Below are 17,515 nucleotides of genomic sequence, written 5' to 3'. Positions count from 1 at the left end.
ATCTAATTTCACAAGAGGAGATTATTATGAACTTTAAAGACTTAGAATATTTCCAACGTTTAGTACGAGAAAAGAGCTTTACAAAGGTCGCCAACGCCTTCCATGTGAGCCAGCCAACCATTACCTATGCAGTAAAAAGATTAGAGGATGAACTAGGAACAGAACTGGTTTATCGAGATCAATCTCACAAGCAATTGATCATCACTCAAGCCGGGATCGTCCTTTCTCGTCATATTTCAAACATTTTAAAAGAGGTTACTATCGCAGTAACTGAAATTGACCGCTTAAAAGAGGAAACTTTAGACTTCGGGCTGCCGCCTATTATCGGAAATTTTTACTTTCCTAAGCTTTCTTCTTATCTTTTTAAGAATAATTTGATGCGTCATATTCACTTAGTGGATGGCGGTTCAAGAGATCTTTACAGCCTATTACGTCGTGGCAAAATCGATCTTGCCCTGCTGGGGTCAACACAACCTATTCGAGATGATGAGTTAACTAGTGAAATATTGATCGAAAAAAGATTCATGATTGTCGTTAGTCCCCATCATCCATTAGCCAAACGCAAAGAGATCGCTTTTTCTGAATTAAAAGAGGAACCCTTTGTATTATTAAATGAACACTATGTTCATCCAACCGCCTTTAAAAAAATGGCGCAGCAGGCTCATTTTGACCCACAAATTATTTATCAAAATAGTAACTTGAATATTTTAAAAGGGATGATTCGTGAACAAATCGGCATCGGATTTTTAGCTGAACTAGCCATCTTGCCTGAAGATAATTTAGTCATGATTCCAATCACTGATCAGCCTCAGCCTACGTTTATAATCTCACTTGTCCAGCGGGATCAAGTGTTGGATTCAACCATTCGTGGGCAATTGATTGAATTGATTCGCGGGTTTAGTCAACAAAATGAACAATAAAAAAGTGAGGAAATCAAAAAGATCTCCTCACTTTTTTATTAATTTCGTTTGTCTCCACGAGTAAAGACCGCGATACAGCCCAAACCAGTATGACTGGCGATCGTCGTTCCTAGTGGAAAGATTCGGACCTCTTTTGGCTGAATACTTTCTTCTAAATGACGCTTCACTTCTTCTGCACCTTCCTGATCGGCACTCGTTGTGATAAAAATTGTTTGATTTGCTGGATCTGTTGTTGCTTCACTGATTTTATCAGCTACTAGCTGCAACGCTTTTTTACGTCCACGAACTTTTTCAACATTTTGCAACTTGCCATCAACATCCACTGTGATAATTGGTTTGATGTTCATTAAACCGCCAATCGCTGCACTTGTTTTAGAAATACGTCCGCCACGTTGCAGGTGATTCAAATCATCGACGGTCACCCAATGATGATACGTCAGTTTATTTTCTTCTAGCCAATGATATAGTTCTTCTAATGGCATCCCAGCCTGCTGCTTTTTAGCCGCTTCATAGACCATCAATCCTTCGCCACCGCTAGCAGCTAAGGAATCTACTACATAGACCTCTGCTTCTGGTAAGTCTTCCTTCAACAGTTCCACTGCCTGAATAGCGCTTTGATAAGAGCCGCTCATTCCAGAAGAAAAACAGATATACAAAATTGGAATATTTTTTTCAGCATAACTGCGGAAAAATTCCACATAACGGCCAACGTTAACCTGCGATGTCGTTGGCATCGCACCTTCTTTGATTTGTTGATAAAAATCATCAATTTTAAAACTGCGCCCTAAATCATCGGCGAATTCTGTCCCATCTATCGTGACGTACATCGAAATAAAATCAACGTTGTTTTCATCTAGTAATTCATAAGGCACATCGCAACATGAATCTGTCAGAATCTGATACATTTTAAAATCCTCCAAACACCCGCTTATTAGTAAATCTATTCTACTAGATAATTGGTTGCTTGTCTCATAATATGTTAGATTTGAGCCCAAACACTCTCCATAATATTGGTTTGTGTACGATCTGGTCCAACGGAGAAGGTCGAGATACGCACACCCACAAGTTCAGAAACGCGACGTACATAATTACGCGCATTTTCCGGTAGATCAGCTAAATCACGGCAGCCTGTAATATCTTCGCTCCAACCAGGTAGTTCTTCATAAACGGGCTTACAACGATTTAATTCTTTTAGGCTTGCTGGATAATGGTAAATTAGTTCTCCGTCCAGCTCATACGCTGTACAAATTTTCACTGTATCCAGACCGCTCAAGACATCAATCGAGTTTAAAGAAAGATTCGTAATCCCAGAAACACGTTTTGAATGACGCATCACAACCGAGTCAAACCAGCCCACACGACGTGGACGACCAGTAGTCGTTCCATATTCACGACCGACTTCACGAATCTGATCTCCAACTTCATCAAACAATTCAGTTGGGAAAGGTCCATCACCTACGCGTGAAGTATAGGCTTTACAAACACCGACAACTTTGTCGATTTTAGCAGGTCCTACACCACTACCGATAGTTACCCCACCGGCAACTGGGTTCGAAGAAGTAACAAATGGATAGGTTCCTTGATCGATATCCAGCATAACGCCTTGGGCACCCTCAAATAACACCCGTTTACCTTGATCAAGCGCATCGTTCAGGATAACCGATGTATCTGTTACGTATTGTTTAATTTGTTGACCATACTCATAGTATTCCTCAAAAATATCATCAAAACTCATCGCTTCGTCATCAAACATCTTAACAAATTGACGGTTCTTTTCTTCCAGATTGATTTTTAAGCGGTCTTCAAAAATTTCTTTGTCTAAAAGGTCCGCTACCCGGATCCCCACACGAGCTGCCTTGTCCATGTAAGCCGGTCCAATCCCTTTGATTGTTGTACCGATTTTATTTTCACCTTTAGCGTCTTCTTGTAATTGATCCAATTTGATATGGTAAGGCAAGATAACATGGGCACGATCAGAAATTCGTAAATTGTCTGTTGTTATTCCACGTTCATGTAAATAAGCTAATTCCGTTACTAATGACTTCGGATTGACTACCACACCATTTCCGATGACACTGGTTTTTTCTTTATAAAAAATACCAGAAGGAATCAAGTGCAATTTATATGTTTCATTGTCAAATTTGATTGTATGACCTGCATTGTCTCCACCTTGGTAACGAGCAATGACTTCTGCATTCTCACTCAAAAAATCCGTGATCTTTCCTTTACCTTCATCGCCCCACTGCGTCCCTACAACTACTACAGATGACATCTGAACACCTCGTTTAATTTTATTTAATCCTGCATCATTGTATCAAGAATAGCACAATACTTCAATGAAAATTCGAATATTAAAATATGAAGATTTCAAAATCCAAGCAAATCACGAACATTATTTTTGAAATCCTAAAAAAAGACAAAAAAAGACGCAAGTTTAAGACATGCGTCAAAATTCTTCTCTTGGTGATAAAGATGAAAATTTATTGTATTGCTTGATGAAGAGCAATTCAACCGTTCCTCGAGCACCACTCCGGTTTTTCTCGATGATAACTTCAATGACATTTCGGTTTGCCGCTGACTCTTCATCCTCTTCTCCTTCACGTTCATAGTAATCATCACGGTATAAAAAGGCTACGATGTCAGCATCCTGCTCGATTGATCCAGATTCACGAATATCACTCAGTACTGGTCGTTTGTCCTGACGCTGTTCAACGCCACGAGAAAGCTGTGATAAAGCAATGATCGGTACTTTTAATTCTTTTGCCAGCTTCTTCAATTGCCGCGAAATCTCTGATACTTCTTGTTGGCGATTCTCTCGTCCAGTTCCTTCGATCAATTGCAAATAGTCAATCAGAATCAGACCAAGATTGCCTTTTTCTTTTGCCAGCTTGTGACATTTCGCTCGGATCTCAGAAACCTTAATTCCTGGTGTGTCATCAATAAAAATATTGGCTCGAGAAAGACTTCCCATTGCAACGATCAGGTTCTGCCATTCTTCTTCAGATAGCTGTCCCGTTCTTAAATGACTGGCTTCAATCGACCCTTCTGCACAAAGCATCCGATTAACCAGTGACTCCGCACCCATTTCCAAACTAAAAATAGCAACGGATTTATCTGTCTTTGTTCCAACATTCTGAGCAATATTCAAAGCGAAAGCCGTCTTACCCACTGCGGGACGAGCTGCTAAGATAATCAATTCCTCCGCTTGTAATCCGGCAGTCATTTTATCTAAAGCTGCATATCCTGTTGGCAATCCTGTGATTTCTTCGTCGTTTCTAGCTAATTGGTCGATATTTTCAATGGCGGTATTCAGGACCTCGCTGATGGTCAAAAAACCGCTCTTATTGCGACGTTCGGACACTTCCATGATATTCCGTTCGGCAGCGTCTAAAATCGTCTGTACGTCGTCTCCTTGCTCAAAACCTTGGGTTACAATATTTGTAGCCGTTTGGATAAGATTTCGCAGCAAAGACTTCTCTTCTACAATTTTTGCATAATACCCTACGTTAGCCGCCGTCGGAACGCTCAAAGCAAGTTCGGATAGGTAGCTTAAACCACCAGCGTCTTCCAGCTGATTTTGCTGTTCCAGTAATTCCTTCACCGTCACTACATCAATCGCTTCATTACGATCATTCAGCTGAATCATTCCACGAAAAATCAGTTGATGCCCGCGACGATAAAAATCTTCTGGAACTATGTACTCCATGGCCGTGATCAAAGCATCAGTCTCCAAAAAAATAGAGCCTAAAGTTGCTTGTTCGGCTTCAATGCTCTGGGGTGGCACACGATCTTGTAACATTTCGCTCATGTCTTTTTACGCTCCTCTTCGTCCATCTATTTTACAAAATCTGCCCGTTAAATACAACAAAGAGTATAAGCAATTCTCTTAATTTCAAGAACGCTCATACTCTCTTGTAATTATTCGTTTAAAAAATTATTCTTCAATCACATGTACCTTAATGATTCCTTCAACCTCTGTGTGAAGCTTTACTGGAACCTTAGTATACCCTAAGGTACGAATCGGATTTTCTAGCTCAATTTTGCGTTTGTCGATTTTTAAATCATATTGCTTTTTTAACCCTTCGGCAATTTGTTTAGAAGGAATGGAGCCAAATAGTCGGCCATCTTCGCCGCCTTTTGCTTTGATCTCTACTACAGTGTCTTCTTTTGCCAAAAAATCTGCTAGTTTTTTAGCTTCTGCCAATACCTCAGCCGCTTTCTTATCTTGTGCTTTCTTTTGCCCGCTTAATTCAGAAATACTGCTTTTGGTTGCTTCTTTCGCTAATTTATTTTTTAGTAAATAATTTTGTGCATAACCTGTTGGGACTTCTTTAATATCGCCCTTTTTTCCTTTACCTTTAACATCTTGTAAAAAAATTACTTTCATTCTTCTGTCCCCTCCGTCAACTGTTTATTAATGGCATCAAGTAATTGTTTCTTTGCTTCTGCAATGGTACTGCCGTCCAGCTGCGTGGCCGCATTTGTAAAATGACCGCCGCCGCCTAAAGCTTCCATTACTGTCTGGACATTAATCGTCCCGGAACTACGCGCACTGATAGCTATTACACCATCCGTTCGTTTGATAATTACAAAAGCCGCATTGATGTCTACCATCGATAACAGCGTATCCGCTGTTTTAGCAGCCGTTACACTGTCGTACTCTTGATTGTCAGTTCCCGTAGCAACGACGATATCATCTCTGACATAATCACTTTCACCGACTAATTTACTAATTTCCAAATAAGATTGAATATCAGTACTCAATAAGTATTGTACTAAAGAAGCATCTGCTCCACAAGTCTTTAAATAACTAGCCACATCAAATGTTCTAGCAGTCGTCCTCACGGCAAAGTTTTTAGTGTCTACCGTAATCCCAGCAAGTAATAAGGTTGCGGTCATTTTGCTCATTTTTTGCCGTTCATTACTTTCGAATTGAATCAACTCTGTGACCAATTCAGATGCTGAGGATGCTGAAGACTCAATGTAGGTTAATAAAGATTTCTCAGGGAACTCTTCCCCTCTGCGATGATGGTCAATAATCACAATGTTCTCAAATTGGTCATACAATTCCTGATCAATCGATAACGATGGGCGATGATAGTCAACCATGACCAATAAATCTCCTGGTTTACGTTGTTTTTTTGCTGAATCTGGTGATATTAAAAGATCCTCTAACTCCCCATTTTTATGAATCTCTTCCAGACATCGTTCCACATCAGGAATGGTCTCTTCTTCATTAATTACAATCTGCACTTTTTTATCGTGATATCGTGCCAAACAAGCCACACCGAAAGCAGAACCAATCGCATCCATATCAGGAAAACGATGCCCCATTACAAAAACATTTCCTGTTTGATTAAATACATTTTTTAAAGCTGTCGACATAGCTCTAGATCGCACCCTTGTTCGTTTAGCGGCGCTAGCAGAATTTCCGCCATAAAAAATCGGTTTTTGATCCTCCGCTGCATTCTTTACAACTACTTGATCGCCGCCTCTTACCAATGCGATATCCAAATTATTTTGCGCTTCATCGCCAATTACTTCTAAAGTTTCCGTCCCGTAACTAATTCCCATACTTATTGTAATCAGCATGTCTTGTTTTTCAGCAGAGACACGAATATGTTCTAACAGATCAAAATTATTTTCTATCATCTTTTCCAAATCATCGTACCGTGCAAAAAAGAAAAAACGTTCCGCATTTACCCGCTTATAAAAAATTCGATAGGAGTCCATCCAATCAGAAATAATTGTTGTAATAAACGAATTCAAGTTGGATATTTCTTTGTCGTCTCGACGGTCAATTACATCATCATAATTATCTACTGAAAGGATGCCAACCACTGCCTGTTGCAACTTTTCTTTATTCTCTAATACATATTCCTTTGTAACGTCTATTAAATAGACAACGCGTTTTTCTTTATTCAGATCAAAATGATAAAGAATATTTCCTATCTTATAAATACTTTTTCCTTTTTCTGCACGTTGAAGCAATTCATTAATCATATCCTGTTGATCAGCTTTTGTTAATTGCTGAACACTTTCTGTTATTGCTGGATTTGTCCAAGTAAACATATTGCTTTCATCCCAAGTAATAATCCCTACTGGCATATCCTCGGAAACATAATCTAATGCTTCTTCAGCATGGCGAGAAGCATATTGAATTGTTTGTTGATTTGTTACCTCAATACGATTACGCAAAATGATTGTATAAATCCATAACAAAAGATCGATTATTATCACAATTCCTGCCGTTATAAAAGTGAAGGGGAGCACGAAGATTGCAATTAATTGAATCATCAGTAAACAGAGAAAGACGAAGGACCATTTAACACTAGGATTCTTTTTCATCTATATTCTCCCAATTTATTCGTTTGCAGCTATTTTCTATTTAATTTATCGAGTAACTTTCTATCTCAATAAAGTTCAAATAGCTATAGCTTGGTTTCAACTAGTGTAATTTTATCACACTATCCTTTAGCAAGCGACTTTCTAGAATGTTTCACGTGAAACAAAAAAAAGAAACCCCAATAATGAAGTTTCTTTTTAAATAACAATTTAGTCTTCAGAAACGAATGCTAATAAGCCCATAATACGTGCGCGTTTAATAGCGATCGTTAATTTACGTTGGTTTTTAGCGCTTGTTCCAGTTACACGACGAGGTAAAATTTTACCACGTTCGCTAATGAAACGTTTTAGTAATTCGATATCTTTATAATCGATATATTCGATATGATTAGCAGCAATATAGTCTACTTTACGACGTTTGCGACCTCTTCTTTGTTGTGCCATTCCGTTTCCCTCCTATTCAATTATTAGAATGGTAAATCATCATCTGAAATGTCGATGGAGGACCCACTAAATGGATCTGAATCTCTATCGAAGTCAGGCATAGTGTTCTTAGCTGACTGAGAGGATTGATTATAATTGTTGTTAAAATTATTTCCCCCGCCTTGGAAGCTGTCATCAGAACTTGGATTCTGCTGACGTTGTTCACTTGCAGTACGAGATTCCAGTAATTGGAAATTTTCAGCAACAACTTCTGTCACATAGACCCGTTGTCCTTGCTGATTTTCATAATTTCGTGTTTGGATACGGCCAGTCACACCTAAAAGAGTTCCCTTACGCGCATAATTAGCTAAAGTTTCAGCTGATTTCCGCCAAATCACACAGTTGATAAAGTCTGCTTCACGATTACCGCTTTGATTCGTAAAATTACGATTCACCGCTAAAGTAAACGTTGCAACACCTGTCCCATTTGCTGTATAGCGTAAATCAGGATCCTTTGTTAAACGACCAACTAGTACAACATTATTAATCAAAGTAAAGCCAGCTCCCTTCTCGTCAATTGTTTCACGTGAAACAATTATTCTTCAATCTTAACGATCATGTGACGAATAATATCGTCGTTGATTTTTGCAAGACGATCGAATTCGTTAACTGCACTAGCTGTTGTTGGCGCAGTTGCATTGACGATATGGTAGATGCCTTCACGGAATCCGTTCATTTCGTAAGCGAAACGGCGTTTTTCCCAATCTTTTGAATCGATAATTTCTGCTCCATTATCTTTCAAGATTGTATCGAAACGTTCTACTAAAGCAGTTTTTGCTTCTTCATCAATGTTCGGACGAATGATGTATGTGATTTCATACTTCGTGTTTTGACTCATTGATTTTCACCTCCCTATGGACTATAAGGCTCTTAAGTTTCTTAAGAGCAAGGAGAGCGATCTAAAAATATATAGACTACTCACAAATATTCATTATACATAATCGTCCTACAAAAATCAAATCTTTCTTTATCTAAAGTTACGAAAAAAGACTGAGATTGCTCTCAGTCTTTAAAAATTTATTCTTCTGTATCCTTTGTAATATCCTCAGATGTTTCAATATTATTCGTCGTTTCTACATCATCAGCTTCTTCGTCCTCTGTATCAACGATTGCCATAGTCACAACTTTCGTATTTTCTTCCATCTTCATCAGACGTACACCTAGAGTAGCTCGACCTGTTTGTGAAACACCGCCGACATTGAAGCGAATAATGACCCCTTTGTCAGTGATCAGTAAAATATCTTCATTGCCGTTTACAGTAGTTAACCCAGCTAATGGTCCATTTTTATCTTTTACATTCGCTGTTTTGATTCCTTTACCACCACGGCCTTTAACTGGATACTCTGTAGCCTTTGTTCGTTTACCATATCCTTTTTCAGTGATGACCAGAACTTCTTGCTCCTCTTTCAATACAGCGGAGCCAATCACATAATCCTCATCGCGTAAGCGAATGCCACGAACACCACTTGCTGTACGTCCCATATCGCGAACAGCTTCTTCTTTAAATGTTACTGAGTAGCCATCGTGAGTACCAATAATAATGGTTTCATCACCTTCAGTTGACATCACATTTACCAATTCATCACCTTCGCGTAATCCAATTGCAATTAGGCCATTAGCACGAATATTTGAAAAGGCTGTGACAGTCGTCCGCTTAACGGTCCCTTTTCTCGTTACGAAGAATAGGAAGTGACCGTCCTCTGCTTGCCCATTAACCGAGATCACAGCTTGAATGGTTTCATTTGAATCAATTCCTAACAAGTTGATAATTGGAATACCTTTTGCAGTACGACCATATTCAGGAACTTCATAGCCTTTCGCACGGTATACTCGTCCACTATTAGTAAAGAATAGTAAGGTATCGTGCGTCGAACAAGAAATCAAAGTTTTTACAAAATCATCATCGTGAATTCCCATTCCTTGAACACCACGCCCGCCACGACGTTGTGCACGGAACTCTGTCGAAGCCACTCGTTTAATGTACCCATTATTGGTTAGAGTGATAACAACATCCTCTTCTTCGATCAAGTCCTCATCTTCTAAACTTAAAACTTCACCGACTAATAACTCCGTTCGACGATCATCACCAAATTTAGCAGCAACTTCTGCTAATTCAGTACGTATAATTTCTTCTACACGTTCAGGACGCGCTAGAATGTCTTCTAAGTCGCTGATTGTCTTCAGCAGCTCTTGATATTCATTTTCGATTTTCTCACGTTCTAAGCCTGTTAAACGGCGCAGACGCATGTCTAAGATTGCTTGTGCTTGACGATCAGATAACTCAAAGCGTTCAATTAAAGTGGCTTTTGCAATATCATCTGACGCTGAGTTTCGGATAGTCGCAATGATTTCATCAATGTGATCTAACGCAATTCGCAGTCCTTCTAAAATGTGTGCACGTGCTTCAGCTTTTTTCTTATCAAAAATAGTTCTACGAGTGATTACATTTTTTTGATGTTCGATATAATTTTCCAAGATCTGTTTCAAGTTCAGTATTCTTGGAACACCTTTTTCAATTGCTAACATGTTGAAGCTGAACGATGTTTGCAAAGAAGTCATTTTGTATAAGTTATTCAAAATAACAGAAGCACTAACATCTCGTCGAACTTCAATAATGATACGCATCCCCTCACGAGAAGATTCATCACGCAGATCAGTGATTCCTTCTATCCGTTTATCCCGGTGCAGTTCAGAAATACGTTCAATCAGTTTTGCCTTATTAACCATGTATGGTAACTCGGTTACAATAATACGTTCTTTGCCGTTCTTTTGTTCTTCAATTTCGATTTTCGCGCGTACCGTGATCGATCCTTTACCCGTTTCATAAGCACGACGAATACCTGATTTCCCCATAACCAAGCCGCCCGTTGGAAAATCTGGCCCTGGGATGCATTCCATCAACTCTTGCGTGGTTGCTTCAGGATTTTCCATTAATAACTCGATGCCTGCTGTGACTTCTCGCAAATTATGAGGTGGAATATTTGTTGCCATCCCTACTGCGATACCAGTTGCTCCGTTGACTAGTAAGTTCGGGAAACGTGCTGGTAAAACGATCGGTTCTTGCTCACTATCATCATAGTTTCCTTGAAAATCAACAGTATCCTTATTGATATCTCGTAACATTTCCATCGCAATCTTGCTTAAACGTGCTTCAGTATAACGCATTGCTGCAGCGCCGTCACCATCGACAGAACCAAAGTTTCCATGACCATCGACTAACATATTGCGGTAGCTGAAACTTTGAGCCATCCGCACCATTGATTCATAAATCGCACTATCGCCGTGCGGATGATACTTACCCATTACATCCCCAACGATACGAGCAGATTTTTTATGGGGTTTATCTGGTGTAACCCCTAATTCATTCATTCCATATAAAATTCGACGATGAACGGGTTTCAATCCATCCCGTACATCTGGTAAAGCCCGAGCTACAATAACACTCATTGCATAATCAATGAAGGAGTCTTTCATTTCACTGGTTAGATTGACGGCTTGTATATTTTCTCTGCGATCTTCCAAATTGATCCTCCTTACTAAATATCCAAGTTTTTAACATAATGCGCATTTTCTTCGATAAACGCGCGACGTGGTTCTACTCGATCTCCCATCAGCATTTCAAAAACTTGATCGGCCTCGATCGCGTCATCGACACTGACCTGCAACATCAGTCGATTTTCTGGATCCATTGTTGTTTCCCATAGTTGATGATCATCCATTTCACCTAAACCTTTGTAACGTTGAACGTTTGGTTTTGGTGTCGCAGGTAATTCTGATATTTTTTGGACCAATTCTTCTTCGGCATTTTTGCCTGGTTGAATATACGTGATATTTTTACCTTGCTTAATCCCATACAATGGCGGCTGAGCAATATAAACGTAGCCAGCTTCCACGATCGGACGCATATAACGATAGAACAAAGTTAATAGCAGTGTTCGAATATGTGCACCGTCGACATCGGCATCGGTCATAATAACTAATTTGTGATAGCGAGCTTTTGAAACATCAAAATCTGCGCCAAATCCAGTACCCATTGCTGTAAACAACGAACGGATTTCTTCATTCGCTAAAATTTTATCCATTGATGCTTTTTCAACATTCAAAATTTTCCCGCGAATTGGTAAAATTGCTTGAAATTCTCGACTGCGTCCTTGCTTCGCAGAACCACCAGCGGAGTCCCCTTCGACAATGAACAATTCGCATTTTTCTGGATCATTACTTGAACAATCGGCTAATTTACCTGGTAAATTACTTATTTCCAATGCACCTTTTCGGCGTGTTACTTCACGAGCCCGCTTAGCAGCTAGACGTGCTTTAGCAGCTAACATGCCTTTTTCCACAATTCGTCGCCCAACAGATGGATTTTCCATCAAGAACTTCATAAAATTCTCTGAGAACAAGCGATCAGTAACTGTTCGAACCTCAGAATTACCAAGTTTTGTTTTTGTTTGCCCTTCGAACTGTGGTTCTGGATGTTTAATAGAGATTACAGCTGTTAATCCCTCACGGACATCTTCACCAGAAAGATTTTCGTCATTGTCTTTCATTATTTTTTGTTTACGAGCATAATCATTTATTACTCTTGTCAGAGCGGTTTTGAATCCAAACTCATGCGTACCACCTTCATAGGTATGGATGTTATTAGCGAAACTTAAGATATTGGTGTGATAGCCATCTGTATACTGCATCGCAACTTCAACCGTAATATCTTGCTGCTCGCCTTCTACATAAACAGGCTCATCGAAAATTACAGCTTTACTGTGATTTAAATGCTCAACGTAGCTCTTGATTCCGCCCTCATAATGATATTCGCGTAAAACAGGCGTTTCTTCACGTTTATCTTCAATTGAAATTTTTAATCCGCGATTTAAGAAAGCTAACTCTCGTACACGTGTTGCCAATTTATCAAAATTGAAAATCGTTGATTCAGTAAAAATCTCAGGATCTGGGATAAAGTGAACCGTTGTTCCATGCTTTTCGGTTTCTCCTATCACTTTAAGATCATCTACAACCGCACCTCGACGGTATTCTTGGAAATAGATTTTACCGTTTTTGAAGACACGTACATCTAAGCTTGTAGACAAAGCATTAACAACGGAAGCTCCTACACCGTGAAGCCCTCCAGATACCTTGTATCCGCCACCGCCAAATTTACCGCCTGCGTGCAGGATGGTATAAACTGTTTCAACAGCTGGACGTCCAGTTTTTGCTTGAATATCTACTGGAATCCCACGACCATCGTCACTGACAGTGATACTATTATCTTCTTCAATCACCACATGAATATGTGACGCAAAGCCAGCTAACGCTTCATCAATGGAATTATCTACAATCTCCCATACCAGGTGATGCAACCCTTCCGTGCTTGTCGAGCCAATATACATTCCTGGGCGTTTCCGAACGGCTTCTAACCCTTCCAGTACCTGGATCTGACTGGCATCGTACTCTTGCGCACGTTCTAGTAAACTCTTTTCCTCTTCTGTCATCTACGTTTCTTTCCTTTCTATCTGTCCTTGATGGACATAAAAAATATCCGGATGAACCGTCATTTTTCCTTTAACATGATTCAACGTCGTCGTTGTTAAAAACGTTTGTACTTTGTTTTCAATTGTCTCTAACAAATGTATCTGGCGACTATCATCCAGTTCACTCATGACGTCATCTAATAGTAAAATCGGATATTCTCCTGTTTCTTCTTTCATCAAATCGATCTCAGCCAATTTGACACTTAATGCCGTAGTACGTTGCTGTCCCTGTGAGCCATAAGTCTGTACATTTTGCTGATTAACCTTGAATATCAAGTCATCTCGATGAGGCCCTAAAAATGTATTCCCTTTAAAGATTTCTCGCTTACGATTTTTCTGCAGCTCATCTAGAAACACCTTTCGTATCTCTTCAACGTCTGCACTTTTTAACGAAATACTAGCATCGTACTCTATCGCAAGGTTTTCTTTTTGATTTGTAATCTTGCTGTGAAGATCGTTAGACCAATATTCTAGTTTTTTGACAAATTGCAAACGATTCGCTAAAACTTTACTGCCAAAATCAACTAATTGTTCTGTTAAGATATCCAGATATATTTCATCGGTCTGTTTCTTTTCAGATAATTGTTTTAAGTAAAGATTACGCTGCTTTAGCGTCTGCTGATATTGAGCCAAATCATAGAGATAGACTGGATTAATTTGGCCTAACTCCATATCAATAAATCGTCTTCTGATTTGCGGACTCCCCTTCACTAAAGAAAGATCCTCTGGTGCAAATAAAATGACATTTAATTGACCTATGTAACTGCTCAATTTTTTTTGTTCAATGTGATTGACTTTCGATTTACGGCCTTTTTTGGTCAGCAATAATTCTAATTCTAAACCGCTAGTTCCTCGTTCAATCCGTCCTTTAATCTGAGCAAAGTCATCCTGCCAACCAATTAGTTCTTGTTCGCTGCTGGTTCGATGACTGCGGGTCAATGCTAAAACATAAATACTTTCCAAAAGATTGGTTTTTCCTTGCGCATTCTCTCCTAGAAAGACATTCAAACGGTTGGGAAATTCCAAGACAAGTTCTTGATAGTTTCTATAATTTCTTAACTCAAGCTTATTCAGCCGCATCTTGTTCTTCCTTATTTTTGACCATAAAAAAAGTTCCTACCTCAGGAATTTCAATCATCATTCCTGGATAGAGCTTTCGGCCGCGGCGGTTTTCCAACTCACCATCTACAAATACTGTTTCTTCCGCTAGAAACCACTTGGCTTGTCCACCACTAGAGATAAGATTGATCTCTTTCAATAACTGACCAAGTGTCATGAACTCTGTTTCTAAAAAAATTTTTTGTTTCACATTCATCCCTCATTTTCATGCTAGAAACACCTCTTTATTATACCCTTTTTTAATAGATAAAACAAATTAACTCGTTGTATTTTTCGTTTTAAGAAGTTTTATGCTGTTTTAATTAATTCACTCAAAAAAAAGTAAAAGGTCTTAAAATCGATTTTAAGACCTTTTACTGGAGTTCTGTTTTTTACATGTTTTTTTCATATTTTTCAAAAAATTTGTGAAACTCACTATTTTTTTCTAGTTTGTTCTTACTGGAGTGATTAATTGAATAAAGGAAACATCCCCTTCACTCGGTTCCAAAGTAAATGGACGAATGGCTGAAATAAATTGAATCTTAATACTCATATCACCAAAAGCACGCAAAGCATCTTTCATATAATCAGGATTAAACGAGATTTCCAAGGGGTCTCCACTTACCTTTTCGTAAACCAACTCTTCTTCCACTTTACCGATTTCTGGAGAATTTCCATAAAGAACTACTGAATTATCCGCAATTGCCAATCGTACAATATTATTACGTCCTTCATGAGAAAGTAATGATGCCCGTTCGATAGCCGCTAAAAATGTTGGCACAGAGAATGTGATCTCTGTATTGAAGCTCGTTGGGATTAAACGATTTGTATCAGGATAATTTCCCTCTAGTAGTCGAGAATAGAAATACATTGTCGGTGTTTTGAACAATACTTGGTTTTCCATAATACTGATTTCAACTTCTGCTTCTTCATCCGATAACGAACGGGACAATTCAACTAAACTTTTACCAGGAATAACAATATCAAAATCTTTATTTGCATTTTCCACAGGGACAACACGCTGACTCAAACGGTGAGAATCCGTAGCAACAGCTAATAATTGGCCATTAGACATGGTGAAATGTACGCCAGTTAAAATTGGGCGACTTTCATGCTGAGAAACAGAAAAAACAGTTTCACCAATTAATTTTGTCAACATGTGGACAGGTAATTTTAATTGATTTTGTTCTTCTACGACAGGAAGATGTGGATAATTGTCAGCATCTAATCCATTGACAGTGAAATGAGCAGCTCCAGATGTGATTAGCACTTGATAATTGTCTTGGACTTCTAAAGTAAATGTTTTTTCAGGCAATCGACGAATAATCTCGCTAAAAAAGCGAGCCTGTAAAACAATTGTTCCTAATTCCGCAATTTGCAGCTCTGCCTTTTCATCATCAGTAGCTAGGAAAGTTTCAATCGAGATATCCGCATTACTCCCAGTTAAATTCAATCCTTCATTGTTTAATTCTATTTTTACGCCAGTTAAGATAGGAATGGTTGTTTTAGTGGAAATGGCCCGTTGCACGGTTTGTAATTCTTGAATAAAGCGAGCGCGATTAATCGTAAATTTCATGATAGAACTCCTTTTTTATTTTTTTCGATAAATTTATTTTACAGGATATCGATCTTCTAAAGAAGACGCTTTTGGTTTTAGTCGGTGGTTTATTCTTTTATTTATTTTAGTTAATTAAGTAATAAAAGTAGTAGGTCTTGTTAATCATGTGGAAAACAAAGAAAAAAGCTTGGTAATTCAATTTTTCCACTTGTGGATAAGGTGTGGAAAAACAAACTTCTCTTTTTCGTTCTTTCCACAGGTTAGCCAAGAAGGAGATTTTTGATCTCTGCTATTTCTTGTTGGATACTGCTGTCATTTTTCATCAATTGGCTGATTTTTTCATGGGCATGGATCACGGTTGTATGATCTTTTCCGCCAAATTCTGCGCCAATTTTTGGTAACGAACTTTCAGTCATTTCTCTAGCTAAGTACATAGCAATTTGTCGGGGAACTACAATTGCTTTCACACGTTTTTTCCCTTTCAAGTCTTTTACTTGGATATGATAGAATTTAGCCACTTCGTCTTGGATCTTTCCGATAGAAAGTTGTGCATTGCTTGTGCCTTTCAAACTTTTTAAAGCATCTGCTGCGATACTGGTAGTAATATCTGCGCTATTCATTGTTGCAAAAGCTTGAACACGAACCAATGCTCCTTCCAGTTCACGGATATTTGAATCAATTTGTCCGGCAATGTAACTCAAGGTATCATCTGGAATTTCAAGGTTTTCCGCTTGAGCTTTTTTCCTCAAAATTGCAGTACGTGTCTCCAAGTCTGGCGGAGTAATATCCACCGATAACCCCCAAGCAAAACGCGACACTAAACGTTCTTGTAATTTAGGGATCTCATTGGGCAGACGATCACTAGTTAGAACGATTTGTTTGTTGTCATTATATAGGTTCTCAAAAGTATGGAAAAACTCCTCTTGTGTCGCCTCTTTATCCGCAAAGAATTGAATATCATCTACTAATAGCAAATCTACTTTTCGATATTCTTGTCTAAATTCTTCCGACGTTTTATTTTTTATGGAATTGATAAAGTCATTAGCAAAAGTTTCACTAGAAACGTATTTTACTTTTGCGTCGGGATTGATTGCTAACATCTGGTGCCCGATGGCATGCATCAAATGTGTTTTACCTAAACCAACGCCACCATAGAAAAAGAGCGGATTATAGATAGAACCAGGTTCTTCTGCTACAACCAAGGCCGCTGCATGAGCCATTTGGTTTCCCTTTCCGATGACAAAGGTGTCAAAGGTGTATTTTGGATTAAGCATGGCACGCTTTGTTGTATCTAACTTGGGTGTCTCCTCTTTTTCCACAATGCTGACGGGCGGTGCTTCATCTGGTGTAACAAACAAAGGCATTATTTCATCCCCTGTCACTTTAAACCCAATTTCGACGATTTTCGCGGCTAAATGTTTTTCCCAATAACGCTTATGTAGATCACTAGTAACTTCAATTGTTAGTTGATTATTTGTTAAAGCTAAGGGTTTAGCTGTGCCTACCCAGGCATCATAACTGGCAGGATTGAGGTCATTTTTATAGCTGTCCTTCAATTCCTGCCAGAAATTGTCCAATGAGGTCAA

General features: G+C 38.8%; 15 protein-coding genes. 1 reads left to right on the top strand and 14 read right to left on the bottom strand.

Annotated elements, in window-relative coordinates; genetic code table 11:
* Positions 1 to 26 precede the first annotated feature (26 nt).
* The gene (locus J9537_RS00075) at positions 27 to 920 is read left to right on the top strand and encodes a LysR family transcriptional regulator (protein WP_218256265.1); all 894 of its coding nucleotides are present in this window, start codon (positions 27 to 29) and stop codon (positions 918 to 920) included.
* Between the two features lie 38 nt (positions 921 to 958).
* Here the strand turns inward: J9537_RS00075 and J9537_RS00070 are convergent, their stop codons facing one another.
* The 14 genes from J9537_RS00070 to dnaA all read right to left on the bottom strand — a co-directional run bounded on the left by J9537_RS00070 (position 959) and on the right by dnaA (position 17,515).
* Positions 959 to 1,825, bottom strand: coding sequence for a DegV family protein (locus tag J9537_RS00070; protein WP_218256264.1), 867 nt, complete (start codon positions 1,823 to 1,825; stop codon positions 959 to 961).
* A gap of 74 nt (positions 1,826 to 1,899) precedes the next feature.
* Positions 1,900 to 3,192, bottom strand: coding sequence for an adenylosuccinate synthase (locus J9537_RS00065; RefSeq protein ID WP_218256263.1), 1,293 nt, complete (start codon positions 3,190 to 3,192; stop codon positions 1,900 to 1,902).
* Positions 3,193 to 3,366: 174 nt separating this feature from the next.
* On the bottom strand, positions 3,367 to 4,728 hold the full coding sequence (dnaB, locus tag J9537_RS00060; protein ID WP_218256262.1) for a replicative DNA helicase: 1,362 nt from the start codon (positions 4,726 to 4,728) through the stop codon (positions 3,367 to 3,369).
* A 126-nt stretch (positions 4,729 to 4,854) separates the two neighbouring features.
* The gene (gene rplI, locus J9537_RS00055; protein ID WP_010747410.1) at positions 4,855 to 5,307 is read right to left on the bottom strand and encodes a 50S ribosomal protein L9; all 453 of its coding nucleotides are present in this window, start codon (positions 5,305 to 5,307) and stop codon (positions 4,855 to 4,857) included.
* Entirely contained in the window at positions 5,304 to 7,268 is a 1,965-nt protein-coding gene (locus tag J9537_RS00050; protein ID WP_218256261.1) for a DHH family phosphoesterase, read from the bottom strand. Before J9537_RS00050 ends, rplI begins: the two co-directional genes overlap by 4 nt.
* A 207-nt stretch (positions 7,269 to 7,475) precedes the next feature.
* On the bottom strand, positions 7,476 to 7,709 hold the full coding sequence (gene rpsR / locus J9537_RS00045; RefSeq protein WP_010747412.1) for a 30S ribosomal protein S18: 234 nt from the start codon (positions 7,707 to 7,709) through the stop codon (positions 7,476 to 7,478).
* Between the two features lie 23 nt (positions 7,710 to 7,732).
* Positions 7,733 to 8,239 carry a single-stranded DNA-binding protein gene (ssb, locus tag J9537_RS00040; protein WP_010747413.1) on the bottom strand — a complete coding sequence of 169 codons (507 nt, stop codon included), beginning with the start codon at positions 8,237 to 8,239 and terminating at the stop codon, positions 7,733 to 7,735.
* 44 nt (positions 8,240 to 8,283) lie between these two features.
* A complete protein-coding gene (rpsF, locus tag J9537_RS00035; protein ID WP_010742561.1) occupies positions 8,284 to 8,586 on the bottom strand; it encodes a 30S ribosomal protein S6 in 303 nt (100 codons plus the stop codon).
* Positions 8,587 to 8,765: 179 nt separating this feature from the next.
* Complete coding sequence (gyrA, locus tag J9537_RS00030) at positions 8,766 to 11,270, bottom strand: DNA gyrase subunit A (protein WP_218256260.1); 2,505 nt, start codon at positions 11,268 to 11,270, stop codon at positions 8,766 to 8,768.
* A 14-nt stretch (positions 11,271 to 11,284) separates the two neighbouring features.
* Positions 11,285 to 13,234: a DNA topoisomerase (ATP-hydrolyzing) subunit B gene (gene gyrB / locus J9537_RS00025; RefSeq protein WP_218256259.1), complete on the bottom strand. Its 1,950-nt coding sequence runs from the start codon at positions 13,232 to 13,234 to the stop codon at positions 11,285 to 11,287.
* On the bottom strand, positions 13,235 to 14,353 hold the full coding sequence (gene recF, locus J9537_RS00020; protein ID WP_218256258.1) for a DNA replication/repair protein RecF: 1,119 nt from the start codon (positions 14,351 to 14,353) through the stop codon (positions 13,235 to 13,237). It lies immediately after the preceding gene.
* The gene (yaaA, locus tag J9537_RS00015; RefSeq protein WP_010747417.1) at positions 14,340 to 14,582 is read right to left on the bottom strand and encodes a S4 domain-containing protein YaaA; all 243 of its coding nucleotides are present in this window, start codon (positions 14,580 to 14,582) and stop codon (positions 14,340 to 14,342) included. Before yaaA ends, recF begins: the two co-directional genes overlap by 14 nt.
* A gap of 234 nt (positions 14,583 to 14,816) precedes the next feature.
* A complete protein-coding gene (gene dnaN, locus J9537_RS00010) occupies positions 14,817 to 15,947 on the bottom strand; it encodes a DNA polymerase III subunit beta (RefSeq protein ID WP_010747418.1) in 1,131 nt (376 codons plus the stop codon).
* A gap of 242 nt (positions 15,948 to 16,189) precedes the next feature.
* Positions 16,190 to 17,515, bottom strand: coding sequence for a chromosomal replication initiator protein DnaA (gene dnaA / locus J9537_RS00005; RefSeq protein ID WP_010747419.1), 1,326 nt, complete (start codon positions 17,513 to 17,515; stop codon positions 16,190 to 16,192).

Origin of the sequence: Enterococcus raffinosus (assembly GCF_019175485.1) — a bacterium.
GTDB classification, from domain to species: domain Bacteria; phylum Bacillota; class Bacilli; order Lactobacillales; family Enterococcaceae; genus Enterococcus_A; species Enterococcus_A raffinosus.
Note: the sequence above shows the minus strand (reverse complement) of the source record. Positions and strands in the feature narration are given on the sequence as shown.